This is a genomic window from Helicobacter sp. MIT 21-1697, from assembly GCF_026241255.1.
GTDB lineage: Bacteria > Campylobacterota > Campylobacteria > Campylobacterales > Helicobacteraceae > Helicobacter_C.
Genome location: NZ_JAPHNC010000012.1, coordinates 1 through 25,410 on the forward strand (window position 1 = coordinate 1; position 25,410 = coordinate 25,410).

Consider the following 25,410-nt stretch of genomic DNA (forward strand, 5'->3'; position numbering starts at 1 on the left):
GGGGCTTTAGAGATTCTTTGATAGAATCTCTAGGCTGATGTTTTTAAGTTTTTATATTATTTGAGGTAACTTAATTAAGTAAGATAAAAACTGAGTTGATATAAAATCAATTTTACATTTTACTATCTCATAGGAGTTGTTATGAAAAAATGTTTTGCAGTTTTAGCATTAAGCTTGGGTTTAGCTTTTAGTCCGCTGTGTGCGCTAGAGAGTAAATCTCTTAGTCAATCTGATATAGAGTTTCTTTTTGTTGCTGACACAAATAGCCTCAATGTGCTTACTCTAAGCGATGAGGAAATGAATCTTACACAAGGTGAGTTTTTTGGTTCGTGGTTTATAAAATGGATAAATCCTAAACCTATATGTTGCTTTCTTAGAAAATAGATTCTAGTTAATATCAAATCCATAAAGAAGCCTAAATTCAAAAATGAAGTTAAGAATCAGAATCTATTTGTTTTGCCTTTTGCCCTTTGTGCTTTGGGCAAAGCCTGTGAGTATTGATGAGATTTTCACACCCAAAAAGCAATTTAAGATTCTCGGCTCATTTTCTTATATCAATATTATGCGGAAAAATTCATCTCCCGCATTGATTTCTGTTCCCTCAAACATTCACGGAATCCCAAATATAAATGATTCTATCAAAATCCCCTTTTGGAATCACAATAATATCAATCAAGACTATCTCAGTTTCTCACTTCAGGCACGATATGGGATTTCTAAACGCGTAGAACTTTTTAGCACCCTCAATGCCTTTTGGCAAAGAAGCCTTATTGATGATAATGCAGGTAATTTCAATTCATCACATAATGGGGATTTTAGCTCGCTTAGTGTTGGATTCTTAGCAGAGGCAAAAAAAGAGGGCAAAGCTCCAGCAATACTTATTGGTGGCAGCGTAGATGTGATTGATAAGACTTATTTCGCCCTTGCACAAGAATCTTCACAATCTCAAAAGTCTTTACAATATGGTAAAGGCTATTCTCTCTTTGCCACGAGTTTTTATACGATTGACCCGATTGTGTTTTTGCTCCAAGCGGGTTTTGGACTCAATCTCCCCAAATATTACAAGAATATCAAGCTTGATAGTGGCGAAACCTTTAGCCTTAGCCCCATAGTATATTTTGCAGTCAATCCCTATGTGTCTTTAAATTTTGGTGTGCGCTATAATTATCAGAGCAGAGACAAGCTCAATAATGAGATTATCTCCTATACAGGCTCATCACTAGGATATACTTTTGGCGTAGCGTATGAAATCAAATCAAAGCTCATTCTCTTTGCCGATGTAGAGCGACTAGATACGCATAATTTCTCAAGCAATGCGCTTAACATATCGCTCTCATATAGAATCTAATGCGTATCTTTAGCACTTTTCTTATCTTTTGGAGCATTTGTCTCGCCGATGTGCATATTCATCAAAAATCCTTGTTTTTTCAAAAGCCCATTGCCTCTTGGAGTGAGATTAAAGATAGGAATCTCACCAAGCAGCAGTATGATTATAGCTGCGGGAGCGCTTCTCTCTCTACGATTTTGACTTATTATTACAGCCAAGATATAAGCGAAAAGGACATTTTGGACTTTTTACTCACGAGCAAAGGCATAGATGTAAATAAAAAAGAGGAGATAGAGACAAATGAAAACCTAAGGGAAAGCGTGAGTTTTTCGTTTTCAGATTTGGCTTTATTTGCCCAAAGCAAAGGATTTAAGGCAGTGGGTTTAGCATTAGATTTAGATGCTCTCTCTACGCTTAAAGCGCCTGTGATTATCTATGTGAATGTGCGCGATATGGAGCATTTTAGCGTTTATAAGGGCAAAGATTCGCAATTTGTGTATCTTGCTGACCCAAGTCTAGGCAATATAAAAGTGAGCATTGGCAAATTTGTAGAGATGTTTTATCAAAGAGCAGATTTGACGCACCCGGGCAAGATTCTAGCGATACTCCCTACACAAGAGACAAAAATCAACGCAGCTTTTATGCAGCATACACAAGATTCTACATTAACTTATGAAAGCATTAAACAAAGAGCTATTCAGTAAATTTTAAAATATTCTCTTATAATGTATATGATAGCTTGAAGTGTTGTCTATGGTAGTATTAAGCGTAAAGTGTATATGCTGTGTGGGATTGCTATGCGTTGAAGCGATAAGATAAGAAGTGCTAAAGCCAAGAATTGCTCCCGTACCTAAAGCTTGTTCTTTCACGCCTTGTGTATCATCACTACCATAACTATAAGCCATCATTGCTAAGGGAAGTATTTGCATTACATCGCCATAAAGTTCAAATCCACTTTTTTGCGCACTTTTACTCTGTGAGGATACAATACAAAGTGATAATATTATCCCCCCCCCCCATTGATTTTTGTATTGCACTTATTATAATATAAATAATATAACTTATTTGGGAATACATTTTGCTTGTTATCTCACATATTAAATTAAATTGCTTAAGGAGTGTAATATGTTAGATGCAATGCAAAATGCCATTTTAAATAAGCCAGATTCTATTTTAGAGAAACGTCCAAATTCTCCATCGGCAGAAGTGAGTAAGTTGGAAAATAAATTTGAAAATATCCTTGCCAAGCAGCAAGTAAAGCAATCCCAAGCCAAAGAAGCACAAAACAAAGAAACTCAAGATGCCGCTAAGGAAACTAAAGCAGATTCTAAGGGTAAAAATAATGCAGATGTCAAATCAGGCAAGTTGCCTGCTCAAAGTGCCACTACCAAAAATGTTAAAAATGCCGCTGTGAATAAAAGCGCAAACACACCTTTTGATTTTAAAGGCAAAGAAAATGTGAGTGAGGAGTCAAAAATTGGTTTGCAAGAAAAAATTGCTAAGTCATCTAAGGAGGTTAAACCACAAGATAACCCACTTTTAGAAGCCTTAAGTGCCCCTCTTAGTGCAGGAGCGGCTTCATCACCTAAGGCTCTTGGTGATAAAAAAGAGGCAAAACCAGAAAATAAAAATCAAAATGCGCTTACACAAAAGCTTCCAAGCTCAACGCCTTTGTCAGCTCAAAGCGCACAAAAGAACGCAACTCAAGCTCCTAAGACATTAGGCGATGTAGAATCTCTTGCTAAATCTCAAGGGCTTAATCCAAGCAAAATAACATTACAAAATGCAGATAATCCCTCTACGCAGACACAAGAACTTGCTCAAGCACAAGAATTTAAGCCCAAAAGTATTCCAGCTTCAGCAAAAGAGAGTATTTCATATGAATATGAAAATAATGTTGATAGGATTGCGATTGTGCAACGCGGCATAAAAAAGCCTAAAAACATTACAAGCAAAATCTCAAATGAATATCCGACTAAAAAGTCAGATGATGAGAGCGGTGGTGGATTTTTCTTAAAGGATAGACCCCAGATTGGCTAAGGGGGAAGTAGAGGAGGAAAATCTCCTCCGCAAAGCGATAGAAAAAACACAAAAGATAGAATCTCAATCTGCTGATACTATTATTGTATCTCAACAAAGCACGAAAGAGAAGTTGCTTAAAGTGCAAGGTGAAAATGGGGAATCTTTGCATTTACAAACTCAAGAGACAAGAGAGATTCTTATCAGTGAGGATAAGCCAAATAAGCCTAAAAAAACCAAAAAAACTAAGGCTACAAAAAAGAATGCAAATGAGAATGAGATTATCAACGAGGATACGCAAAAAGTTTCGCTCAATAAGAATGTAAAGAATAATAGAGCAAAAAAAGAGGTGGATATTGCCCCAGATATGGTTAAGATAGAATCTCTTATGATAGCTAAGGGAGAGGTTATTAAAGAACCTAAAAATATGATAGAAACCAACATCATTGATGAGGCAAAAAATCTTAATTTTGAAGAGAATCTCTTACCACAGATGCAAGAGAGTATGCAAAAGCACCCTGCTAAGGCATCATCAAATAATACACAGAGTGCAAAAAATAGCACAAATGTTCTACTAGAGAGCCTAAGCACTCTAGCTACATTCCAAGAGAAGAAGCAAGAGAAAAATAATGAGAATAAAAAAGAGGCACACAAAGAGAATAAAAAAGAGAAAAAGGGCATAGTAGTAAATGAAAGCAATGCCTCAAAGAGTGCCGCACAAACAGAGGAAATACGCTCTAAGGCTGAAAATACAGCCCAAGTTAATGAAGAACAGGTATTAAATGAACAAGAATCGCTTACTTTTGAGGAGATTTTAACTCCTACAAAGGGTAGAAAAAAACAAATAAAAGCCAAAGAAGCTGAAGAAAGTGCAGAATCTAAGCCAAAATCTACACTAAGCAAACAGAGTGCAGAAATGAGTAATGTGAGGGAAAACCAACGCACGCAGATTCTCTATCGTTCTGCTTTGGCAAGAGAGAGTATGAGAAACTTTGCTCAAAATTTGCGTGAAGAGGTGCTCAATTATAAGCCACCTCTTACAAAATTGTCTATGGAGCTCCACCCGCAAAATCTTGGCACTTTGGAGCTTACGATTACAAAAAAGGGTAAAGATTTGCATATACAAGTTGTTTCAAACGCCACAGCTGTGGGATTATTTTTGCAAAATCAAGCAGATTTTAAAAACAATCTTGCACAGGTGGGCTTTGATAATGTGGATTTGAGTTTTAGTTCAAATAGCAGTGGTGGCGGAGGAAAACAATCAGAACAAAATGCCTCCCAATCAAATGAACATAATCAAGAAGGGAACAAAAATAGCTTAGAAGATTCCCAAAGAGAAGAGATAAATGTGATGAATATCACTCTTCCCAAATATGCGTAGATTTTATAAATGGAGTAAGTAATGGCGATTGATTTAGCAGAAGTTACAGGTAGTGCGGCAAAAATAGCCAAAGAAAAAGAAAAAGTGCGCAATATCAATGAGCTTGATAATGATGCTTTTATGAGGTTATTTTTGGAACAACTTAAAAACCAAGACCCTACTGCGCCTATGGAGACAGATAAAATTATCACGCAAACTGCTCAACTTACGCAAGTAGAAATGCAAGAGCAAAATAAAAAGACGATGGTTGAAGTTGCAGAGGCGATGAAAAGCACACAAGAGACGAATAAGGAGCTTAAAGAGTTTCAAGCACAAATGAAAGAATCACTTGAGGCACTCAATCTCGGTATGCAAGAGAGTGCAAAATCAAATGTCGCTACTGCCCAGCTCAATGCACTTAATTCAGTTTCAATGATAGGTAAAATTGCGGAAACTGATGTTTTTGGTGTGAATGTGCAAAAGGGCAAGGGAGTGAAATTTTCTATTTATTTTGACCAAAAGATAGACCCACAAAAGGGCGATCCGATGATATATATTTTTAATAGTAATAATGAAATGATAAAAAGCATTTCTCTTAAAGATAGGGCAAATCAAAATGGTTATTTGGAATTTACTTGGGATAGCCTTGATGGTCAAGGGCGACAAGTTGATGATGGTGTATATAACATTCGTGCAGAATATAATCTTGATGAGCACACTAAACAATATCACACTGCTCGTGTAGGTAGGGGCGAAGTGCAAAGTATTATTTTTGATAAAGGCTCTCCAATGCTTAGAATGGGCGATATGATTTTACCACTTGAGAGTGCTATTGAGTTCTATAATAAGGAACAGACATTATGAATGGGACGCTTGTTAATTCTTTTAGCGGCATAAAAACACATCAATTCGGGCTAGATTCTATCTCAAATAATATTGCCAATGTCAATACCATAGGCTACCGAGAGAATATCCCGCAATTTGAAACGCTTTTTGCCAATAATATGGATTTTTTAAATGCAGATTCGCCCATTAATAATGATATGAATTATGGTGCGACAAAATCAAGCAATGCTATTTCCACGCGCAGTGGTAGCTACAAAGCAACTGATGGTGAGTTTAATGTCGCTTATGAAGGCAAAGGCTGGTTTATTGTGGGTGAGCAAAAAAGCGGTTCATTTGAGATTAAAGATGATGGCTATGAGAAAAAGCAAAAAAATTACTTTACGCGCGATGGCTCATTTTTGCGCGATGGCGAGGGCTATATTGTCAATGCAAGTGGATATTATATGTATGGAGTGGATTTGGGCAAGATAGAAGATGGTATTTATACTTCAAATAAAGATGAAGAAAAAGATTTTGAAGCCCTTTCTTCTGGCAAACTTACTCCTATGAGGATTCCTCAAAACCTCTATTATCGTCCTGTGGTTACCACAAAGCTTGATATAAGCACTAATTTGAATAAAAATGAGAATGCGATTTCAGCAGTGGCATTTTTTAAAAACAAAGAGGGTGAGTTTGATATTGAACGTTTTATGAATACAGATGTAAATGCCTTTGCCGCAGATGATGTACCACTTAATGCTTCAACCTATAAAGAAGTGCGCATTACGCTCAATAAAGAGGGCAAAAAAGAAAATTTAATCTTTAAATATGGGCAGGGTGGAGCAGATGAAGGAGAATTTCATACATTAAATGATTTAAAGAATCTGCTTCGTGATAAAGCAGGTTTGGATTTGGAGGTAAGTAGGAATCCAGATGGCAAAGTAGGCGAAAAAGTAAGTTTAGAAATACGCAATAATTCTTATAAGAATCTTGATGTTGAAATTGGCGGAAGTTTATTTGAAAAATTAGGCTTTAAAGGTAAAAATGACCATTTTAATAGTGGCGTGGGTGTGAATTTTAATCCAAATAAGGCGTATGAAAAGAATGCTATTGTGCAGTATAAAGGTGCAGTATTTATGCGCACAGGTGAATTAGGAAAAAGTGATAACCCTTTTGCAGATAGTGAAAATTGGCGTATTCTTGATACAGGAGCACTCCCTGAATGGAATAATAATACAACTTATCTTGAGGGGGATATAGTAGCAAGTGAGGGTAAAATCTACCGCCGTATCAATCAAGCAGGGAATAATCCTATTAATGAAGGAAATTGGGAAGAGTTAGGGAACACAGAATCTAATCTTCCCCCAAATTATACTAATGATACGACTTATCAAGTCGGTGATATTGTCAATTATGAGGGGCGATTGTATCGTAAAATAATAGATAGCGGCTCAAGCAACCCAAAGCTTGATAATGTCGGGTGGCAGCAAATATATAGTGATAGTTTTCATAGTGATTTTATTCAAATCCCAAGCTATCAAACCAATGTTGAGATTTATGATGAAAGTGGTAAGAAATTTCTTGTGCAAAGTCGTTACTATATGCTTTCTTCAGGCAATCCTGAATCTTCACCTCCTACAAGGGAGCAGTGGGAAGTGCATTCTGCTGTATTTGACCAGCACGGGGAGATTATGGTAAGCCCTGATTATGTGGTGCATAACATTGAGTTTGACTCTGATGGGAATCCCATAGCCGAACCTGTGGAACTTCCATTTGGGGATAAGAGTGTGCAGTATAATATTGCAGGGACAAAAGATTCTAAAAGTTCTAATTTTGTATATAGAGATTCTGAAATTTTAAGCAAAGACCAAGATGGACGAACAGAGGGGCATTTGCGCGATGTGCGTATTGATAAAGATGGAATTATTTTCTTAGCTTTTGATAATGGTGCGTATGAACCTATGGGACGTATAGGGGTTGCAGCTTTTGTCAATGATCAAGGGCTTAGAAAAGTGGGTGGAAATCTTTTTGAAATGACAGAAATGGTTGTTAATGGTAATGCAAATACGATTAGTGGGCGTCCGATTTTAGGTTGGGAGGGCTTAAATCTCAAATATGGCTCTGTGCTCTATAAGCATCTTGAAACAAGCAATGTTGATGTAGGAAATGCTTTAACAGAGCTTATTGTAATGCAGCGGGGATATTCAATGAATGCAAGGGCTTTTACTACCGGTGATGATTTGATTAAAGAAGCACTTAATTTGAAACGTTAATATTATAAGGCTATCCATTCTTTTGGTAAAATGAGTGAGCTTTGGTGTAGAGGGTTTGCTGTGCCTAAAAATACACTTGGCGCAATGACTATTTTGTGTGGATTCTCTATGAGATAGGCTGCCCACCAACTAAATGTAGAATTGGCAATGATAGCATTTTCACACGAGCGCATAAGCTCCATTTCTTGTGCAGCACTGCCCTCATCATTGCCTTCTATAAGGCTAAATTCAAGTCCTTGTGTAGATATATGTTCATTTGAAGTGGATTCTTTGGTGAAATGAGCCTTGCAATAGGAAATGTCATTGCTAAATATAAATAAATGAGCATTTGGGTATATTTGTTTTAAGGTAACAAATGCTCTCTCATAATAAGATTTGCCAAGTCGCACAAAATGCTCATTTTGCTTTAAAAGATAATCACCGCGGCGGATATGCACAAAGGTTGCATTAGGAGTAGCTTTGATAAGAGATTTGTATTTTTGATTTATCTCACTTAAGGGAGTAAGGAGAGTGAAATCCTGCCGAATTTGATGGGTAATATGAGCAAAATACGCGAGATTATGAAAATATCCATAAAAATACGCATAATGAGGAAAACTAGAGGGATTATAAAAGACTTGCGAAAGCAAAGAGGGAGTTTCTTCATAGGCGTAGCGGTAGCCACAGCGGCGATAGGCTTTGGGAATGAAATTTTTGTAGATTCTATAAAGTTTAAATAACGAGTCATAAGAAGCAAAAAAGGCTTTGCTATCAAAATGAAGGTTAAGTGGAAGTGAGAGCGCAAAGGAGGAAAGCTCAAGATTGCGAATAGTAGGTTGTGGCGTGTCCTTTGTGTGTTTGTTTGTAAGAAAAAAAGAGCATTCGCAAATCACTTCATCTTGTGTAAAATGCTCTAAAGCTTTGGCAAAGGCATAACCAAACATTTGATTACCAAGTCCGCCCCAAATACGAACAACCAAGTCTAATCCTTGTTTATGCTTACTTGAAAATCCCATATTTTGCACTGATAGCCACATAGTTTGTGGTATCAAACTGCTCACGAGATTCATTATAAGAAGCGATATGATAGAGAGATTGATTAGGTAAGATTCTATAAATATTCATATTATAAGTTTGAAAAAAATACCAAAAGTCTTGAAAATAAGTGCGCGTGTCAATGTTGCACCCACCAAATTCAAAAGTAACCATATCAATGCTATCATCTTTAAACATACCTAAAGCACCATTAAGCACATCAAGTTCGTGCCCTTCAACATCAATTTTCAAAAGATGAATATGCGGAATCTGGGCTTTAACGCAATATTTATCAAGTGTTGTGATATGCACTTGCTCACTTTGATTAAAATCAATATTATGATGTGTTAATCGCCTTTGAGTGAGACTTGCTAATCCTGAACCTTGTGCATTAGAATAAAGAGTCATTGTTTGCTCATTCGCGCCTAAACCGCAGTTATTAAGAAAAACGATGGGATTGTCAGAATGTGTGGAGTGAAGTATTTTAAAAGTATAGTGTGAGGGTTCAAAACAATGGATTTGAGTATTACTTGCCCCCCCCCCCGCTTAAATGCTTCAAACATAAACTCGTGTATTTGCCAACATTTGCCCCTACATCAAAAATATATAAAGGCGTATTTTGTGAGGCAAAAGCAGAGGAAACAATTTTTATTATTTTTTCTTCTCCACTATCATATACAAAAGACCCAGAACCTATGCCAAGTGAGTATTGTAACTTTCTGATAAGTTTTTCTCGCATTCTTATGGGAAATCGTTGAAACATACAAACTCCTAATTTAAGATGTGCTCTCTTGAGAATACTTTTCTTGATAAGCAAGCAAACGCAAATTCTCTTGATTGAGTTCATAATCTTCATCAAATTTTTTACGCACTACTTGTTTAATAAGCTCAAAGTTATGATTATCCTCTTGATTATTAAACATATCAATAACAAGCGTGTAAAGCTGAATATTTTGACAGAGGCAGTCAAAGGCTTCTTGTCTCTCTTGGATAAAAAGCTCTTCATCTTGTGTGTATTCTTGGAGCTTGATGACAATATGGCTAAAAACGCGCTGAATCAGATGAGGTTTGAGATAAGATTCTAGAATCTGCGGTAGGGTATCAAGTCGTGCTTCAAGCTCTTTTTTTTGCATAAAAAGGAGCACAGGTAATATCATCGCAATATGTTCAGTATTTTTATCAGCCGAATGTGATTCAAGCTTGAGCCATAATCGCTCTAAAAAGCTATATTTGTAAGATTCTAGTTTCATATGCCCTCTTTATATAGTTTCATTGCAAATCTCTGTGCCTATACCTTGTGTAGTAAAAAGTTCTAATAAGAGTGAATGTTCTATGCGCCCATCAATAATATGGGCTTTTTCTACGCCATTTTGGACACAATCTATACACGCTTCAAGTTTGGGTATCATACCACCACTAATGATGCCCTGCACTTCAAGTTCTTTGATTTTAGAGGGAGTGAGTGAAGAGATAGGTTCTTTGTTGCTATCTAGCACACCTGCAATATCACTAAGAAAAATGATTTTTTTTGCATTTAAGGCTTTGGCTATATGACACGCAGCAATATCCGCATTGATATTATAGCCTAAATGTCCAGCACCCTCTCCTGTGGCAATGGGTGCAATAATAGGCACAAAGCCATCATTGATGACATTGAGCAAAAAGTGAGGATTGACTGCTGTAATCTCACCTGTATAGCCAAAAGCACCATTATCCTTTGCTTTTGCTTGAAGTAAATGTGCGTCCTTGCCACTTATGCCTACGGCTTTTGCGCCGTGAAAATTCAAAAATGCGCTCAATTCTTTGTTAATCTCCCCGCTTAGCACCATTTCTACTATGCGCATACATTCTGCGCTTGTTATACGATAGCCATTTTGAAATTCACTCTTTATACCCATAATATCAAGCACTTCGTTGATACGTTTTCCTCCGCCGTGAATGATGACAGGCTTTAAGCCAAGCATATACATTATGACAATATCAAGGGCAAACTTTTCTTTGAGTTGTGGATTGATTTGAGCTGCGCCGCCATATTTGATAACGATGATTTGTCCACGAAAGATTCTGATAAATGGGAGAGAATCTAGTAATATTTTCACAACTCTCGCATTTTTTTGCATATTTTGTCCCTTATTCAAAAATGAAATGCTATTATATCTCAAAATCTAAAATAAAGGACAAGCGATGAAAATGGTTATACTTGATGCGGATACTTTGGGTGCGTGTGATTTAAGCGAAATAGAATCATTGGGGGAGGTGGTAAGCTATGGCTTTACCTTACCAAATGAGCGCATAGAGCGTTCTTTGGGAGCGGAGATTCTTATTACAAATAAAGTAGTGCTTGATGAGAGTGTATTAAGTGCATTGCCTGATGTGAGGCTTATTTGCATCACTGCCACAGGTATGAACAATGTTGATTTAGATTATGCTGCAAAAAGAGGGATTGAAGTAAAGAATGTGGCAGGATATTCTACTACCTCTGTGGCTCAACATACTTTGAGTATGGCATTAAGCCTTTTGGCACGATTGCCTTATTATGATGAGTATTGCAAGAGTGGAGATTGGTGTAAGAGCAACATTTTTGTGCATATTAATGGCGGCTTAAGAGAGATTGAGAATCTGCAGTGGGGTATTATTGGTTTTGGCAACATTGGGCAACGCGTAGCCACACTTGCTCAAAGCTTTGGTGCAAAGGTGAGTTATTATTCCACAAGCGGTAAAAATACACAAAGCGGCTTTACGCGTAAGGAATTAAATGAGATTCTCTCCCAAAGTGATATTATCTCTATTCACGCACCACTTAATGATAAGACAAAAAACCTCATTAATGCTGCGAATTTGCCATTGCTGAAAAATGAAGCGATACTCATTAATGTGGGACGAGGTGGAATTGTGAATGAAAAAGATGTAGCCCAAATCTTAAAGAGCAAAGTAATGTATTTTGCCACTGATGTGCTTGAGAGTGAGCCTATGGAGGCAAATCACCCATTTTTAGATAAAACAATCGCAGATAAACTCCTTATCACTCCTCATATTGCGTGGGCTTATGATAAGGCAAGGGGACGATTACTGAAGCTTGTAGCGCGAAATATCCAAAACTTTATTGATAAAAATAAATAACAAAGCTCAATATGGCATTAATGAAGAAAAATTATTATTGTTGTGTGAAATTATGGGGTAATTAAAGTTGATTTCTCCGAATATTTATTTATTTTTTTTTTTTTGTATTAATTTAGATATACTTGAGCATTCAATTTAAAAAAGAGGGGGAGGGGTTAATGAGTGAGGAGAAAATTGTTAGTGGTTTTTTGGTATCAAAAACTGACCCAAAAGGTAAAATAACATATTGTAATCAAGCATTTATTGATATTTCTGGTTTTACCGAGCAAGAGCTTTTAGGAAAGCCTCATAATATTGTGCGGCACACTGATATGCCACGAAGTATTTTTGCATATTTGTGGAAAAAAATCTCAAACAAAGAAGAAGTCAATGTGTATGTTAAAAACCTCTCTAAAGATGGGGGTTATTATTGGGTTTTTGCGAATGTAACACCATCTTTTGATATGAATGACAATATTATAGGATACTATTCTGTGCGAAGAAAACCAAATGCAAAAGGGGTAAAACTCGCTACCGAACTCTATGCTCAAATTAGAGAGGCGGAAAAAAATGGTGGTATAGAATCTGGTTTGGCATTTTTTCATAAGTATTTTCAAGAGTTGGGTGAAAGCTATGAAAATTTCATTTTGCATACGCAAGTAGAGCAATAAGGAGGCGGGAAATGATTATTGCGATTTTAAGCATTTTATGCATTCTTTTAAGTGGATATATTTTTATCCTACAACAAAAAATAAAACAAGATAAACAAGTAACAAATAAAATTGGGTACTTGATTGATGAAGTATTGAAGGGTAATTTTGAACCAAGGATAACACATATTGGTAATACTGAAATTTGCCGTATTGCGCGAGGCTTGAATGAGTTGCTTAATAATTTGGAAACTTTCATTCGGGAAAATAATATTGTGATTCGTAAATCTTTGGAAATGGGGAATTTTAGACCATTTTTGACCGATGGAATATTGCCAAATTTGCAAGTAGTGGGCACTTATGTTAATAATAATGTAAATGCTAGTAAAGAAGTGGCAAAAATGAGTGCAAATAGGGAACTTAATTTCGCCCTAAAAAATATCAATAAGAATCCACAGCAGCAGAAATTTATACAGGAGAGTTTTCATAAAAGTTTAGTGCTTTTAAATGATATTTTGTCCAAAGTATCATTAATGGTGAAATATTCCCAAGAGAATCGTGCTAATATTGCTAACTCTATGTCTATGCTTGAAGAAGCACGAGAACTTGTTGCAGCTAATAATGAGGCGGTTGGCGGGCTAAGCGAACGTTCCGGAGAAATTAATTCAATTATTGATGTAATTAATCAAGTGGCAGACCAAACAAATCTTTTAGCACTTAATGCTGCCATTGAGGCAGCAAGAGCAGGGGAACACGGGCGAGGATTTGCTGTTGTGGCTGATGAGGTAAGGAAACTTGCTGAAAAAACGCAGCATTCTACAAAAGATATTTGGACGCAAATCAATCGCTTTCAGCAAGCCACGAGTGAAATTTATGAAAACTCTCAAAAAATGCTTGAACAGATGAATGATTTTGGTAATGTGATGAATGGATTTGAAACAACTTTTAAAGAGATTAACTCTTATTCTTCTGAAATTAAAACTTCTACAACAGCTATCAATGTGCGTTTGAATGGCAATATCTTGATGACAGATTACCTCATCTTTAAAAGTGATGTGTATGATGATATTCTTAAAGAAGTGAATGATGAAAATCTCACAAATAATATTGTGTCAATTTTTGATAACTGGTTGCACAGACGCGGTAATGTGTATTATGCTGGAACAAAGACATTAGAAAATGTCATTAATGCTCACAAGAGTATTGTAGAATCTGCCAAAACTGGTTTAAATGATGCGCTTTCTTGCAACGAGAATAAATGTCATTCACACATTATTGAAACATTTAAAATAATGGAAGAATCAAGTGAAAATCTTTTTAAAGAACTTGATGGAATTATCAGCGCATACAAAGAAGAAAAAAATCCTAGTATTTAACTTTTAAAGGAGTTAGATTCTAATAGGATTTAGAATCTTGAAGGATAAAGCGAAGATAAAATTATAGACTTTTTGTTTGTTGTTTTAGATTTATTTTTGCACCCTAAAATGAGCAATCTATAAACATATAAATCTTTAAATGCAATAGAATCTATGAAGTAAAGATAAACACGAATGTGGAATATGAGGCTATGGTTGAATATTATGAATACGGCTTGATAGGATTGTTTGTTATATGCTTCATAGCAAGCACACTTTATCCACTTGGCTCTGAAGCTTTTGTCATAGGGTTTGTGGCGTTTGGATTTGAGCCTTTAGAAGTGTGGATTGTCGCAAGTGTGGGTAATACGCTTGGAAGTTTAAGCACTTATTATTTAGCCTACTATGGGGGAGAGCCTTTTATTGCAAGATTTTTTCCCAAAGCACACGATAAAATAACTCTCCTTGCTCCGCGTGTGCGAATTTATGGTTTTATCTATGCGTTTTTAGTTTTTATGCCTTTTATAGGAGATATATTTGCGCTTGTGCTTGGAATAGTGCGTTATTCACAGATTTTAAGCATACTTGGTATTGCTTTTGGAAAAATGTTGCGATATGCTGTGCTAGTTCTACCTTTTGTGTTATGAAATTATTGTTTTGTTGATGTTAGAATACGAGTAATATAAAAATAATGTAAGGAGGCTCTTATGCCATTACTTGATAGTTTTAAAGTTGATCATACAAAGATGCCAGCTCCTGCAGTGCGCCTTGCAAAGACTATGCAAACGCCAAAAGGAGATAAAATCAGCGTATTTGATTTACGCTTTACGCGCCCAAATTACGAGCTTTTAAGTGAAAAAGGTATCCACACAATGGAGCATTTGATTGCGGGTTTTATGCGAGAGCATTTAAATAATGCGCGTGTGGAAATTATTGATATTTCGCCTATGGGCTGTCGCACAGGATTCTATATGAGTGTGGTAGGTGAGCCAAATGTCTATGATGTCAAAGATGCGTGGGAATCAAGTATGCGTGATGTTCTGCGTATTGCTGATGAAAAAGACATACCCGAGCTCAATATTTATCAATGCGGCACAGCAAAAATGCATTCTCTTAAAGAGGCACAAGATATTGCTCAAGCTGTGTTAGACAAGGGTGTAGGTGTAATGAACACGCAAGAACTCCTTTTAAAAGATTTTGCATAATTTTTTGCAATAGGCTATATAGCCTATTGCTCTATGTATTTGTTAATATAATTTGAATAGAATTAGCTATTAAGGTTGTCTATGCAACATTTAGTTATGTGTTATGCCTATTTTTCATTTGTAAATAGGTTTTTAAGATGAATGGGAATTGAGTAAATGTGAAGGAGATTGAATGTATTTGTATAAATATTGCCATTTGATTATGGCTTTTGTTTTTGTATTAAGTTTTATATCGTGTTCAGATTCCGATAAACAAGGCAAAGAAATGCCAAGTCTTAAAGTAGAAACCCAAAGTATAGCACATCAAAATGTAGCATTGAGCTTTGAATATGCTGCACGATTAAAAAGTATCCAAAGTGTGGGTGTATATGCACGAGTGCAAGGTGTGCTTCTTTCAAAGAATTTTAAAGAAGGTGATATTGTCCAAGAAGGGCAGTTGCTCTTTAAAATTGACCCTGCGCGCTATATTGCAAAGGTCAATCAAGCTAAAGCGCAATGGCAGTCAGCAGAGGCAAATTTTATCAAGGCAAATCGGGATTGGAAACGTGTAGAGAAACTTTATAAACAAGGCGTTTATACGATTGACCAATATGATACTTCGCGTTCAAACTTCCTTTCTGCTCAAGCAAATGTAGCAAGCACTCAAGCTGTGCTTGATGATGTAAAGATTGATTTAGGTTATACTGATGTGGTGGCAACTATTAGCGGTAGAATTGGTATGCGTAGCTATGATGTAGGGAATCTTGTAGGTGCAAATGGGCAAGAAGTGCTCACAACCATTACGCAATTAAGCCCGATTTATGCCGAATTTGCTATTCCTAATACAGATTATTATTTAATGCGTGGATTGGAAAATGCGCGCATTCAGGTTGAATTTGTGCTTGGTAATGGCAAGGTATATGACAAATTAGGCAAACTTGATTTTGTTGATAGTGTGCTTGATGCACAGACTTCTACTATTAAGGCGCGCTCAATTGTGGATAACGAAGAGCATAAGCTTTTGCCTAATGAATTTGTGCGCGTGCGTTTAAAGGGCTTTGAAGCGCAAAATGCTATTACTATCCCTCAAAGTGCTCTTTTGCAAGATTCTCAAGGAAGTTATGTATATATTCTAAAAGATGGCAAGGCGAAAATCGCACGCGTTATACTCGGACAGAATCTCCGCAATAATCAAGTGCTTATTGCAAGTGGATTATCAAATGGCGATGTGCTTGTGTTAAATCAACTTTCAAAGATTCGTGAGGGTATGCCGCTTAGCCCAATTACTCAAGGGGAGTTGCAAAAAAGTCAAAACAAGCAAGATAAACAACAAGAGCAAAAATAAGGAGAGATTATGTCAAGATTCTGTATTAATCGTCCTATTTTTGCAATGGTGCTTTCAATCGTTATTACACTTGTGGGTTGCATTTCAATATTTATTTTGCCCGTAGAGGAATATCCACAAGTCGTGCCAAATGAAATTATGGTGCAAGCAACTTATAGCGGTGCAAGTGCAGAAGTGATGGCAAACACGGTGGCAAGCATCATAGAAGATAGTATCAATGGTGTAGAAGGTATGCTTTATATGAAATCTTCTTCAACTTCAAGCGGCGTGATGAATCTGAGTGTATTTTTTAGCAATGATACAGACGCGGATATGGCATTAGTCAATGTAAGCAACCGCGTTCAAGCTGCTCTTGCTCAACTTCCCACAGAAGTGCAAAGAGTGGGGATTACTACACGCAAAAAGTCTTCTACGATGCTTGGGGTATATGCAATGTATTCAGATAATCCTGCGCATACTGCTACTTTTGTGGCTAATTATGGGATTTTAAATGTTATCAATGAACTTAAACGTGTGCCCGGAGTAGGTGATGTAACTGCTTTTGGCTCAAGGGATTATTCAATGCGAATCTGGCTAGATATTGATAAACTTTCACAAAATAATCTTACCCCCTCCGAAGTGGCAAAAGTCATTTCTGAGCAAAACTCCCAATTTGCAGTAGGCTCTTTTGGTAAAGAACCTGTGCGAAGTGATATTGCCTTTACTTATTCTGTAACAACACAAGGGCGTTTTGTGAGTGCTGAAGAGTTTGGCAATATTATTATTCGCTCTAATAACGATGGTTCAGCATTGCGACTTAAAGATGTGGCAAAAATTGAATTGGGCGCAAAAGATTATAGTGTGAGTCCTTTATTTAATGGGAAAGATGCAGCAGCATTTGGTATTGCTTTGCAACCCGGAGCAAATGCACTTGATGTTGCCGATAGTGTAGAGAAAAAGATGAAAGAGCTTTCACAAAGCTTCCCTGCGGGATTGCATTATAAAAATGTCTATAACACGACTGATTTTGTGAAAATTTCTATTGATGAAGTTAAAAAAACTTTTATTGAAGCTATCGTGCTTGTAGTGATTATTATGTATTTTTTCTTACAAAATTTTCGTGCTACGATTATTCCTGTGATAGCTATCCCTGTATCTATTATTGGCACATTTGCAGGTATGTATGCACTTGGATTTTCCATTAATCTCCTTACTCTCTTTGGGCTTATTTTAGCCATTGGGATTGTTGTTGATGATGCGATTATCGTTATAGAAAATGTAGAAAGAATCCTTCACACAGAGAGGAAAGAAAATGGTGAGAAATATTCAGTAAAAGAAGCTACGCTTAAAGCTATGAGTGAGATTCAAGGACCGGTAGTGGCTATCGTGCTTGTGCTTTGTTCCGTATTTATCCCTGTGGCATTTATTGGTGGCTTTAGTGGAGCGATTTATAAGCAGTTTGCTATTACGATTGTTATATCCGTAGTCATTTCTGGATTCGTTGCTTTGAGCCTTACTCCTGCGCTTTGCGTGTCTATTTTGAAAGCAAAAGAACCTCAACCTTTTTATCTTGTCAAAAGATTTAATGATTTTTTTGATTGGCTTACGCATAAATTTGGAATGCAAATAGGGAGGGCATTAAGGCGAGGTTCAGCTCTTTTGCTTTGCTTTGTGGCAATTATCGTAGTTACTTGGGGACTTTTTCAACGATTGCCAAGTTCTCTTGTGCCAAGTGAGGATAAAGGAAGTATGATAAGCTTTATTCAGCTTCCACCCGCAGCTTCGCTTTCTCGCACTACCACAGAGGGCAAAAAAGCTTTAGCTATTTTAGAAAGCAATCCAAGCGTAGATTATAGTTTTCTTATCGCAGGTTTTGATATGCTTGCAAGTGCAGCACGTTCTTCCGGGGCAGTGATTTTTGTAACGCTCAAAAAATGGAGTGAGCGAAATGAGAGTTCTTTTGAAATGGCTAAAAAGATGATGGGCATATTTAATGCTAGTCTTGATGCTTTTTCTCTTGTAACTACGCCACCAGCAATTATGGGCTTATCCACGGTGGGTGGTTTTGAGATTTATATACAAGATAGAAATGGTGGAAGTATTAAAGATTTAGAAAAATATGCAAATCTTCTTGTAATGGAGGCAAATAAGCGTAAAGAACTTGTCGGTGTGCGAAGTCTTTTTAGTGCAAATATTCCGCAATATCACCTCACTCTTGATAGGGAACGCGCAAAGGCGATGAATGTTAATATTGATGATGTTTTTACAACAATGCAAAGCACTTTTGGACAACATTATGTCAATGATTTTAATCTCTATGGCAAAACCTATCAGGTGAATGTTCAAGCACAAAGCGAATTTAGAGAATCTCCCGAGGATTTAAGTCGTATTTTTGTCAAATCAAGCAATGGCGATTTAATTCCTATTAGCGCACTTGTGCATTTTGAACGCGTTATTGGTCCAGATATTGTAGATAGATTCAATCTTTTCACAAGTGCGAAAATCATTGGCAATGCGAATGAGGGTGAGGGGTATTCAAGTGGTGATGCGTTGCGCACAATAGAAGAGATGGCAAGAGAAGTGTTGCCAGAGGGTTATACTATTGCTTATTCAGGCACAAGTTATCAAGAGAAAAATGCAAGTGGCACAGGTAAGATTGCATTTGTGTTTGGGCTTGTTTTTGTGTTTTTGATTCTCTGTGCGCAATATGAGCGATGGCTTATGCCACTTTCTGTGCTTAGTGCTGTGCCTTTTGCTGTTTTTGGTGCAGTGGTAGCTACGACATTGCGAGGGCTTGATAGCGATATATATTTTCAAATTGGATTAGTTATGCTTATTGCCTTAAGTGCCAAAAATGCTATTTTAATTGTTGAGTTTGCTCAGCATTTGCACGAAAGAGAGGGGAAAAGCATTATGGAATCTGCCATAGGTGCAGCAAAATTGAGATTCCGCCCTATTATTATGACTTCACTTGCTTTTAGTATAGGTGTGCTTCCTTTGGTTCTAAGCACAGGTGCGGGAAGTGCAAGCAGACACGCTATTGGCACAGGCGTTATCGGTGGAATGCTCGCAGCAACATTTATAGCAATATTTTTTATTCCGCTTTTTTGGAGTTATGTTGCACGATTAAGCCAATGGCTTAAAAATAAAATGAGCTAAGTTATAAAAACACATTTTGATATGTTTTTAAAATCCCTTCTTTGAGGGAGTATGTATGCTTCCAGCCTAGAGAGTGGATTTTGCTCACATCGCTTAATTTGCGCATTGTGCCATCAGGTTTGCTACTATCAAAGCAAATCTCCCCCTGAAATCCCACAATATCTTTAATCAAATATGCCAAATCCTTGATAGAAATATCCTCGCCTGTGCCGATATTAATTTGCGTATTGCGGATTTCTTTGTTCCCTTGTATATATAAATCCTTAAAGTCCAAATGCTGCATAATAAACACACACGCATTCGCCAAATCCTGTACATACAAAAACTCTCTTTTGGGATTCCCACTTCCCCATATTTCTATGCTTTTTACAGAGATTCCAAATCGTTGTAAGCTTTGTAAAGCCTCTTTTTCATCATTTGTATTCAGATTCTTTACAATCTCTTGGATTCTTCCCTCTTGCAAGAGCTTTGCTAAATGGAATTTACGCAAAAGTGCAGGCAAAACGTGAGAATTTTGTAAATCAAAATTATCATTTTCACCATAGAGATTTGTAGGCATTGCACAGATGAAATTTGTGCCATATTGGAGATTATACGATTCACACATTTTAAGCCCCGCAATTTTGGCAATCGCATAAGGCTCATTGGTGTATTCTAGCTCACTTGTTAGAAGAGCATCTTCGCAAATGGGTTGGGGGGCATTTTTAGGATAGATGCAAGTTGAGCCCAAAAAGAGCATTTTCTTTACACCGCTCATATACGCATTGTGGATAATATTATTTTGAATGGCAAGATTCTCATAGATAAATTCCGCCCGATAAGTGTTATTTGCCAAAATCCCGCCCACCTTTGCCGCGCATAAAAACACATATTCAGGCTGCTCTTTGGCAAAAAATGCACTCACACGCTCTTGTTGCGTCAAATCTAGCTCTTTGTGAGTTTTAATCAGCAGATTAGTATAGCCTTGATTTTGGAGTTCTGTATAAACTGCACTGCCTACAAGTCCCCTATGTCCAACGACATAGATTTTAGAATCTTTTTGCATTGATTTTCCTTTAAAATCTTCATTCAAAATACCGCATAATTTTATATCCGCCCTCTTTGAGATACACATCTTTACGCATTAGTTTTAAATCACTTTCCATCATATCATTGACTAAATCTTTCAAATCAAATTCGCGATTCCAGCCTAGCTCTCTCTCTGCCTTGCTTGGGTCGCCAAGGAGTAAATCCACTTCTGTTGGGCGAAAGTATCGTTTATCTACCGCAACGACTTCTTGCCCGATTTTAAGATGATTTAAATCTAGTCCAAGAGTCGCTGCTTTGTCAGTATCTAGCGCACTTACAATACCTTTTTCATCTGCGCCGCTTCCTTGAAACTCTAATGTAATGCCACAATAGGCAAATGCTAAGCGCACGAAGTCTCTTACTTGTGTCGTTTTGCCTGTGGCGATGACCCAATCCTCTGCCTTGTCGTGTTGCAAAATCAGCCACATCATTTTGACATAGTCTTTAGCGTGTCCCCAATCGCGTTTAGCGTCTAGATTCCCAAGATAGAGTTTATCTTGGAGATTAAGTGCGATTTTAGATGCTGCGCGTGTGATTTTACGCGTTACAAAGGTTTCGCCTCGCACAGGGCTTTCGTGGTTAAACAAAATGCCATTGCACGCAAACATATTATACGCCTCTCTGTAATTTATCGTAATCCAATACGCATACATTTTAGCCACAGCATAAGGCGAGCGCGGATAAAAGGGCGTGCTCTCACTTTGGGGAATCTCCTGCACTTTGCCAAAGAGTTCAGAGGTAGAGGCTTGATAAATACGTGTTTTGTCAATGAGTTTTAAGAATTTCACCGCTTCTAAGATTCTAAGTGTGCCTACACCATCGGCATTTGCTGTGTATTCAGGCGTTTCAAAGCTCACAGCTACGTGGCTTTGTGCAGCGAGATTGTAGATTTCATCAGGTTGGACTTCTGCGATGAGACGCGTGAGATTCATAGAATCTGTCATATCGCCAAAATGCAAATAAAATGGAATCTTTTTGTTATGATGTCCATCAAAGAGATGGTCAATTCTATCAGTGTTGAAAAGTGAGCTGCGGCGCTTTATGCCATGAACTTCATAGCCTTTGTTGAGCAAAAATTCGCTTAAATATGCGCCGTCTTGCCCTGTAACTCCTGTGATTAATGCTTTTTTCATTCCTAGCCTTTTTAAAATATAAAAATTAAAAATGTATTTTAGATTAGCTTTGCTTAAATCTCAAAGCGCATTATTTGCCAAGTGTGGTGTGCAAGAAATCATAGAGACGATTTTGGAGCTCAAAAATCTCACGCACGATAGGGTAAATATGTTCATCTTTAAGCAAGAATCGGTCATCTTCATCGGTTTTGAAATAATAAGGTTGAGATTCTATCATTGCACAAAGCATTAAAAAACGCAAACGAAGTGCTTTTAAGTCATTTTTTAAAAGCGAATCAAAGCTTTTTTCTTTATCGGCAAGTTTTTCACAAAGCAAGATAAGTGCCTCTTTAAGATGATAAAAATCCTGCATCAGAGTATCAAAAAGCTTTAAAATATGGGGTGAATAAAGTTTTTTGTCATTTTGACTTTGTTCAATAAGTATTGAGAGTTCATCAAGGCTTCGCACAAGCTTGTTTTGTCTTTGAAGCACCTTATTTTGAGAATCTTCTAAGTCTAAAGTGAGCGCACCAAAGTATTCAAGGCAGAGCTTGATTTGGGGCAATAATTCATCAGCACTATATCGTGGGTAAAGTATTTTAGAGATACAAAAAGCAAATAAAAATCCAAGCAAAATATCACCAAAACGATAGGCGATAAGCTCAATAAAATTATTATCTACAAGGGCAAACATCAGCACAAACTCAAGCATAAACACTAAAGACCACAGCACGAAAGGATAAGTTTTAAAATAAACGACCAAAAAGAGATTAAACACAAAGATAATATACAACAAAGGAGAATCCCAAGCCACAAGCACTAAGCCTACACCAAGCAACAATCCAATGAGGCTTCCAAGTATAGAATCTTTCCCATTTGTCTTAATCGTGCCGATATTTGGGTGCATCATTGTAACTACTCCAAGTGCAATCCAAGCGCCGTGATTAATTTGAAAAAATTGTGCAAAAAACATAGCAATTCCGATTGCTCCTGCATATCGGATACCATAAAACAGAGGATAGGGGTTATCTGTAAGGCTATCGCGCATATTTTTTAAACTCTTTGGTGTCGTATTTTCAACAAAAGCTTGAGATTGTAAAGAAGAAACTCGTGTGAAAGATTCTATTTTGGAATAAAAGATTTTAAGAGCGTTAATCCATTCCGAATCTGCATTGCTTTCCATAGCATTATGGAGGGATTGTTTTGTGATAGAGGGCTTTTTGCCATAGAAAATGTGTGAGAGTTCATTCAGATTTTTTGTCATCTCTTTTTGAGCCGATAGAAGCAGGGTAGAGCGATGATGTAAAAAATAATAATTCATCAAATCAAGCACATAGCATACACTTTCAAGTTTATAGAGATAAAAAAGTGCGCGTTTATGGTTTTTGATAAGATGAGCATCTTTGATTTTAGCAGAAGCGGAGGTGAGTTTGGACTTCAGCAAAGAGATATGATTGAGCGTTTGGGTTTTAATCGTATCATAATCTTTTGTGCCGAGATTCTCACTCATCATTGAAAGCTCAAAGAGCATAGCGACAAATTGTGTTTGAATGAATCTACCATATTGTCCAAAGGAAATAAAAAGTCGTATGCCTATGCTCACGCCTCCGCCGATAAAAGCTGCAGCTACGCATTGCCATAATGGGGTTTCAGGGTGAGAACCAGCATAAATATTTGCTACAAGTGCATTAATGAGGGCGAGAGTGAGTACCTTTGGCAAATCACTATCATACACTTCACTTATGCCAATACCAAAGGCGAGAATCATAGAGGGGATTATAAGCCAAAGACTTTCTTCCCATATCCCAAAAATAGGTATAAGTGCGCATACAAAGCCAACAAAAAGCACAAGATATTTCCAATCCATATCTTTATTGCTTCTAAAACCATTGAGAAAAAATACATACATTGCCATCATTACAGACCAAATGAGCACCTCTGCACCAAGAAGAGCGTAGCATATCGCGCCGCTAATGCAAAGCGCAATCATTGCTTTAATGGCATAAATAAGTCCAAAGAATCCTGCATCATAAACATAAATGAAACGTTTAAAAACTAGATTATGCAATGATGAGAGCAAATGTGGGTGCATAATTATTTTTTGTAATAATCTCCACTTGCGCCTATACATTGCTGTGTGCATTGATTATTGCTACAAATTGTGCGGCATTCTACACTTTGAAAATTACCCACAGGTTGTTTTTTGCTACTACAAGCATTCAGGCTAAAAATACAGAGAGTGATACATACAAGAGCGTAGAGTAATTTCATTATGACTCCTTTAGGATTGATAAATATGATATTGTAATATCCTATGGTTAAAATTGCAAATTATGCGTATTTACATACTCAATGTATCGGCAGTTGGAGTAATTGTTTGATAAATATACTTGTGCGGACATTTACACCTTTATTATTAAGATGATAACTTGTGTCAAAAAAGTATTGTGAATTAAAATGAGAATCTCTAAAGTCTCCATAAATATTGATATGATGGGTGGCAAGTTGAGATGTAAGATTTTCAATTTTTTGAAAAGTTTTAATATCTGTGAGGCTAAATAAAGAATTTTCCATAGTTACAGGATAAAAGAGAAAGATTTTTATATTTTTAGAATCTGCAAAGTCTTTTAGTCGTTTATATTCACTAAGAAAAAAAGAGGATACTTCTAATTGTGTATCAAGATAGGCATATTCTGTGTAAAAAGGTTTGCTATTTTCTTGTGAGCAAAAATCACCATTAGGGCTTGAAGACTTATAATTGTAACCTGCCCATTCCGCTGCTTGACAAGGAAGTGTTATCACTTCTTCGCCCATAGAGGGGTTTTGTGATATTATCATTTCTTGATTTACAATTTTTTCCATATTTGCTTGAATGTTAGATTGATTGGATTGGTAAGATGTGTATTTTATAAAGTGTATGAGTTGTGATAGTGTTTGTATGGGATTATTGTGGAGGAGTGCTAATACTACATCTATTATGTCTATATATTTATAATATCCATTTCCCCAACTTAGCATATTTTCTATATACCAATATTCTTTTGTCGGGGCATTGTTTGAATAATAGTTAAATTCTAATGGGAGTATGATAATATCTCCATTATGCGCTTTTGCTATAATTTTGTCAATATGATAATTTATAGGCAAACTAGCGTGTGTAGCGTAGTTAATAAATCTAAATTGAGTATTAGCTTCAATCATTGCTCCATTTAAGCCAAAGAGTGAGTTAGAACCACTTATGACAATAAGCCTTTGTTTTGTGGTTGGCTTATCATTAATCATATCTTTAATTTTATACATATCTTTAAGCCAAATTTCAGTATTTGCAAATATAGGAATCTTAATAAAAAAGCATACAATAGTGATGAGTGTAAAATAGCTTATAGCAAAGAGGAGTGCAGAAGATATAAAGATGACAATTTGTTTTAATCCTGATGATTGCATTAAATTTCCTTCAATTTTAAAAATTAAAATATAAAAATGGCGCGTTGTAATCTTGAGTAAGAAGTGTCAATACAGAGCATACAAACATTATGCCTACAAGCACAAATATTTTGTCATCTATGTGTTTTTGTAGTTTTGTAGTAGCATTCCCCACTCCCACACACACTATAAACGCTAATATGATATATATGAAAGTA

Annotated in this window: 26 protein-coding genes; 14 read left to right on the forward strand and 12 right to left on the reverse strand. The window is 36.6% G+C overall.

From position 1 onward, the window contains the following. The first annotated feature begins 141 nt into the window (after nucleotides 1-141). The 3 genes from OQH61_RS08790 to OQH61_RS08800 are packed head-to-tail and all read left to right on the forward strand — an operon-like array spanning nucleotide 142 to nucleotide 2,031. Nucleotides 142-384 (forward strand): hypothetical protein, encoded by a 243-nt coding sequence (locus OQH61_RS08790; RefSeq protein ID WP_266027057.1) that lies wholly within the window; start codon nucleotides 142-144, stop codon nucleotides 382-384. 43 nt (nucleotides 385-427) lie between these two features. Next, nucleotides 428-1,348 (forward strand): outer membrane beta-barrel protein, encoded by a 921-nt coding sequence (locus OQH61_RS08795; RefSeq protein ID WP_266027058.1) that lies wholly within the window; start codon nucleotides 428-430, stop codon nucleotides 1,346-1,348. Then, nucleotides 1,348-2,031, forward strand: a complete 684-nt coding sequence (locus OQH61_RS08800; RefSeq protein ID WP_266027059.1) for a C39 family peptidase — start codon at nucleotides 1,348-1,350, stop codon at nucleotides 2,029-2,031. Before OQH61_RS08795 ends, OQH61_RS08800 begins: the two co-directional genes overlap by 1 nt. 3 nt (nucleotides 2,032-2,034) lie before the next feature. Here the strand turns inward: OQH61_RS08800 and OQH61_RS08805 are convergent, their stop codons facing one another. Then, the gene (locus OQH61_RS08805) at nucleotides 2,035-2,364 is read right to left on the reverse strand and encodes a hypothetical protein (protein ID WP_266027060.1); all 330 of its coding nucleotides are present in this window, start codon (nucleotides 2,362-2,364) and stop codon (nucleotides 2,035-2,037) included. 88 nt (nucleotides 2,365-2,452) lie between these two features. Here OQH61_RS08805 and OQH61_RS08810 point away from each other — a divergent pair, with 88 nt between their 5' ends. From OQH61_RS08810 to OQH61_RS08825, 4 genes are read left to right on the forward strand one after another with little or no spacing between them, the layout of a single operon-like run. Then, the gene (locus OQH61_RS08810) at nucleotides 2,453-3,367 is read left to right on the forward strand and encodes a hypothetical protein (RefSeq protein WP_266027061.1); all 915 of its coding nucleotides are present in this window, start codon (nucleotides 2,453-2,455) and stop codon (nucleotides 3,365-3,367) included. Continuing rightward, nucleotides 3,360-4,727 (forward strand): flagellar hook-length control protein FliK, encoded by a 1,368-nt coding sequence (locus tag OQH61_RS08815; protein WP_266027062.1) that lies wholly within the window; start codon nucleotides 3,360-3,362, stop codon nucleotides 4,725-4,727. The genes OQH61_RS08810 and OQH61_RS08815 overlap by 8 nt, the downstream gene beginning before the upstream one ends. Nucleotides 4,728-4,748: 21 nt before the next feature. Next, nucleotides 4,749-5,570 (forward strand): flagellar hook assembly protein FlgD, encoded by an 822-nt coding sequence (gene flgD, locus OQH61_RS08820; protein ID WP_266027063.1) that lies wholly within the window; start codon nucleotides 4,749-4,751, stop codon nucleotides 5,568-5,570. Further along, on the forward strand, nucleotides 5,567-7,804 hold the full coding sequence (locus tag OQH61_RS08825; RefSeq protein ID WP_266027064.1) for a flagellar hook-basal body complex protein: 2,238 nt from the start codon (nucleotides 5,567-5,569) through the stop codon (nucleotides 7,802-7,804). Before flgD ends, OQH61_RS08825 begins: the two co-directional genes overlap by 4 nt. A gap of 2 nt (nucleotides 7,805-7,806) precedes the next feature. Here the strand turns inward: OQH61_RS08825 and OQH61_RS08830 are convergent, their stop codons facing one another. Genes OQH61_RS08830 through argB form a run of 5 tightly spaced genes read right to left on the reverse strand, consistent with a single transcriptional unit; the run spans nucleotide 7,807 to nucleotide 10,938 of the window. Then, the gene (locus OQH61_RS08830; RefSeq protein ID WP_266027065.1) at nucleotides 7,807-8,844 is read right to left on the reverse strand and encodes an alpha-1,2-fucosyltransferase; all 1,038 of its coding nucleotides are present in this window, start codon (nucleotides 8,842-8,844) and stop codon (nucleotides 7,807-7,809) included. Next, nucleotides 8,783-9,337 carry an FkbM family methyltransferase gene (locus OQH61_RS08835; RefSeq protein WP_323054078.1) on the reverse strand — a complete coding sequence of 185 codons (555 nt, stop codon included), beginning with the start codon at nucleotides 9,335-9,337 and terminating at the stop codon, nucleotides 8,783-8,785. The genes OQH61_RS08830 and OQH61_RS08835 overlap by 62 nt, the downstream gene beginning before the upstream one ends. Nucleotides 9,338-9,344: 7 nt before the next feature. Then, the gene (locus tag OQH61_RS08840; protein WP_266027066.1) at nucleotides 9,345-9,581 is read right to left on the reverse strand and encodes a hypothetical protein; all 237 of its coding nucleotides are present in this window, start codon (nucleotides 9,579-9,581) and stop codon (nucleotides 9,345-9,347) included. A 13-nt stretch (nucleotides 9,582-9,594) separates the two neighbouring features. Next, entirely contained in the window at nucleotides 9,595-10,068 is a 474-nt protein-coding gene (locus OQH61_RS08845; RefSeq protein ID WP_266027067.1) for a hypothetical protein, read from the reverse strand. 9 nt (nucleotides 10,069-10,077) lie between these two features. Next, nucleotides 10,078-10,938, reverse strand: coding sequence for an acetylglutamate kinase (gene argB / locus OQH61_RS08850; protein ID WP_266027068.1), 861 nt, complete (start codon nucleotides 10,936-10,938; stop codon nucleotides 10,078-10,080). A 64-nt stretch (nucleotides 10,939-11,002) separates the two neighbouring features. On the opposite strand from argB, the gene OQH61_RS08855 reads away from it, so the two are divergent. From OQH61_RS08855 to OQH61_RS08885, 7 genes are all read left to right on the forward strand, one after another. Beyond that, nucleotides 11,003-11,938: a D-2-hydroxyacid dehydrogenase gene (locus OQH61_RS08855; RefSeq protein ID WP_266027069.1), complete on the forward strand. Its 936-nt coding sequence runs from the start codon at nucleotides 11,003-11,005 to the stop codon at nucleotides 11,936-11,938. A 158-nt stretch (nucleotides 11,939-12,096) separates the two neighbouring features. Next, nucleotides 12,097-12,588 (forward strand): PAS domain-containing protein, encoded by a 492-nt coding sequence (locus tag OQH61_RS08860; protein ID WP_266027070.1) that lies wholly within the window; start codon nucleotides 12,097-12,099, stop codon nucleotides 12,586-12,588. 11 nt (nucleotides 12,589-12,599) lie between these two features. After that, nucleotides 12,600-13,943 (forward strand): methyl-accepting chemotaxis protein, encoded by a 1,344-nt coding sequence (locus tag OQH61_RS09520; protein ID WP_323054075.1) that lies wholly within the window; start codon nucleotides 12,600-12,602, stop codon nucleotides 13,941-13,943. 191 nt (nucleotides 13,944-14,134) lie between these two features. Beyond that, nucleotides 14,135-14,569 carry a YqaA family protein gene (locus tag OQH61_RS08870; RefSeq protein ID WP_266027071.1) on the forward strand — a complete coding sequence of 145 codons (435 nt, stop codon included), beginning with the start codon at nucleotides 14,135-14,137 and terminating at the stop codon, nucleotides 14,567-14,569. 60 nt (nucleotides 14,570-14,629) lie between these two features. Beyond that, nucleotides 14,630-15,127: an S-ribosylhomocysteine lyase gene (gene luxS, locus OQH61_RS08875; protein ID WP_266027072.1), complete on the forward strand. Its 498-nt coding sequence runs from the start codon at nucleotides 14,630-14,632 to the stop codon at nucleotides 15,125-15,127. A 172-nt stretch (nucleotides 15,128-15,299) separates the two neighbouring features. After that, nucleotides 15,300-16,451, forward strand: a complete 1,152-nt coding sequence (locus OQH61_RS08880) for an efflux RND transporter periplasmic adaptor subunit (RefSeq protein WP_266027073.1) — start codon at nucleotides 15,300-15,302, stop codon at nucleotides 16,449-16,451. Between the two features lie 9 nt (nucleotides 16,452-16,460). Continuing rightward, nucleotides 16,461-19,589: a multidrug efflux RND transporter permease subunit gene (locus OQH61_RS08885; RefSeq protein WP_323054076.1), complete on the forward strand. Its 3,129-nt coding sequence runs from the start codon at nucleotides 16,461-16,463 to the stop codon at nucleotides 19,587-19,589. A 1-nt stretch (nucleotide 19,590) separates the two neighbouring features. On the opposite strand, the gene OQH61_RS08890 is transcribed toward OQH61_RS08885, so the two are convergent. The 6 genes from OQH61_RS08890 to OQH61_RS08915 all read right to left on the reverse strand — a co-directional run. After that, nucleotides 19,591-20,634: a GDP-L-fucose synthase family protein gene (locus OQH61_RS08890; RefSeq protein WP_266027074.1), complete on the reverse strand. Its 1,044-nt coding sequence runs from the start codon at nucleotides 20,632-20,634 to the stop codon at nucleotides 19,591-19,593. A 19-nt stretch (nucleotides 20,635-20,653) separates the two neighbouring features. Beyond that, on the reverse strand, nucleotides 20,654-21,790 hold the full coding sequence (gene gmd / locus OQH61_RS08895) for a GDP-mannose 4,6-dehydratase (protein ID WP_266027075.1): 1,137 nt from the start codon (nucleotides 21,788-21,790) through the stop codon (nucleotides 20,654-20,656). A 70-nt stretch (nucleotides 21,791-21,860) separates the two neighbouring features. Beyond that, entirely contained in the window at nucleotides 21,861-23,912 is a 2,052-nt protein-coding gene (locus OQH61_RS08900; protein WP_266027076.1) for an FUSC family protein, read from the reverse strand. After that, on the reverse strand, nucleotides 23,864-24,040 hold the full coding sequence (locus tag OQH61_RS08905) for a hypothetical protein (RefSeq protein ID WP_266027077.1): 177 nt from the start codon (nucleotides 24,038-24,040) through the stop codon (nucleotides 23,864-23,866). Before OQH61_RS08905 ends, OQH61_RS08900 begins: the two co-directional genes overlap by 49 nt. Before the next feature lie 78 nt (nucleotides 24,041-24,118). Further along, nucleotides 24,119-25,213 (reverse strand): hypothetical protein, encoded by a 1,095-nt coding sequence (locus OQH61_RS08910; protein ID WP_266027078.1) that lies wholly within the window; start codon nucleotides 25,211-25,213, stop codon nucleotides 24,119-24,121. A 16-nt stretch (nucleotides 25,214-25,229) separates the two neighbouring features. Continuing rightward, the coding region (locus OQH61_RS08915) for a hypothetical protein (protein WP_323054077.1) at nucleotides 25,230-25,410 on the reverse strand (181 nt) is incomplete at its 5' end.

What these genes read in the sequence shown, in the direction of transcription:
- flgD (WP_266027063.1), top strand. Translation starts at nt 4,749, where the DNA reads ATGGCGATTGATTTAGCAGAAGTTACAGGTAGTGCGGCAAAAATAGCC.
- OQH61_RS08890 (WP_266027074.1), bottom strand. Translation starts at nt 20,634, where the DNA reads ATGCAAAAAGATTCTAAAATCTATGTCGTTGGACATAGGGGACTTGTA.
- OQH61_RS08795 (WP_266027058.1), top strand. Translation starts at nt 428, where the DNA reads ATGAAGTTAAGAATCAGAATCTATTTGTTTTGCCTTTTGCCCTTTGTG.
- OQH61_RS08900 (WP_266027076.1), bottom strand. Translation starts at nt 23,912, where the DNA reads ATGCACACAGCAATGTATAGGCGCAAGTGGAGATTATTACAAAAAATA.
- OQH61_RS08800 (WP_266027059.1), top strand. Translation starts at nt 1,348, where the DNA reads ATGCGTATCTTTAGCACTTTTCTTATCTTTTGGAGCATTTGTCTCGCC.
- OQH61_RS08840 (WP_266027066.1), bottom strand. Translation starts at nt 9,581, where the DNA reads ATGTTTCAACGATTTCCCATAAGAATGCGAGAAAAACTTATCAGAAAG.
- OQH61_RS08905 (WP_266027077.1), bottom strand. Translation starts at nt 24,040, where the DNA reads ATGAAATTACTCTACGCTCTTGTATGTATCACTCTCTGTATTTTTAGC.
- OQH61_RS09520 (WP_323054075.1), top strand. Translation starts at nt 12,600, where the DNA reads ATGATTATTGCGATTTTAAGCATTTTATGCATTCTTTTAAGTGGATAT.
- OQH61_RS08845 (WP_266027067.1), bottom strand. Translation starts at nt 10,068, where the DNA reads ATGAAACTAGAATCTTACAAATATAGCTTTTTAGAGCGATTATGGCTC.
- OQH61_RS08870 (WP_266027071.1), top strand. Translation starts at nt 14,135, where the DNA reads ATGGTTGAATATTATGAATACGGCTTGATAGGATTGTTTGTTATATGC.
- OQH61_RS08790 (WP_266027057.1), top strand. Translation starts at nt 142, where the DNA reads ATGAAAAAATGTTTTGCAGTTTTAGCATTAAGCTTGGGTTTAGCTTTT.
- luxS (WP_266027072.1), top strand. Translation starts at nt 14,630, where the DNA reads ATGCCATTACTTGATAGTTTTAAAGTTGATCATACAAAGATGCCAGCT.
- OQH61_RS08885 (WP_323054076.1), top strand. Translation starts at nt 16,461, where the DNA reads ATGTCAAGATTCTGTATTAATCGTCCTATTTTTGCAATGGTGCTTTCA.
- OQH61_RS08855 (WP_266027069.1), top strand. Translation starts at nt 11,003, where the DNA reads ATGAAAATGGTTATACTTGATGCGGATACTTTGGGTGCGTGTGATTTA.
- OQH61_RS08825 (WP_266027064.1), top strand. Translation starts at nt 5,567, where the DNA reads ATGAATGGGACGCTTGTTAATTCTTTTAGCGGCATAAAAACACATCAA.
- OQH61_RS08860 (WP_266027070.1), top strand. Translation starts at nt 12,097, where the DNA reads ATGAGTGAGGAGAAAATTGTTAGTGGTTTTTTGGTATCAAAAACTGAC.
- gmd (WP_266027075.1), bottom strand. Translation starts at nt 21,790, where the DNA reads ATGAAAAAAGCATTAATCACAGGAGTTACAGGGCAAGACGGCGCATAT.
- OQH61_RS08910 (WP_266027078.1), bottom strand. Translation starts at nt 25,213, where the DNA reads ATGCAATCATCAGGATTAAAACAAATTGTCATCTTTATATCTTCTGCA.
- argB (WP_266027068.1), bottom strand. Translation starts at nt 10,938, where the DNA reads ATGCAAAAAAATGCGAGAGTTGTGAAAATATTACTAGATTCTCTCCCA.
- OQH61_RS08810 (WP_266027061.1), top strand. Translation starts at nt 2,453, where the DNA reads ATGTTAGATGCAATGCAAAATGCCATTTTAAATAAGCCAGATTCTATT.
- OQH61_RS08880 (WP_266027073.1), top strand. Translation starts at nt 15,300, where the DNA reads ATGTATTTGTATAAATATTGCCATTTGATTATGGCTTTTGTTTTTGTA.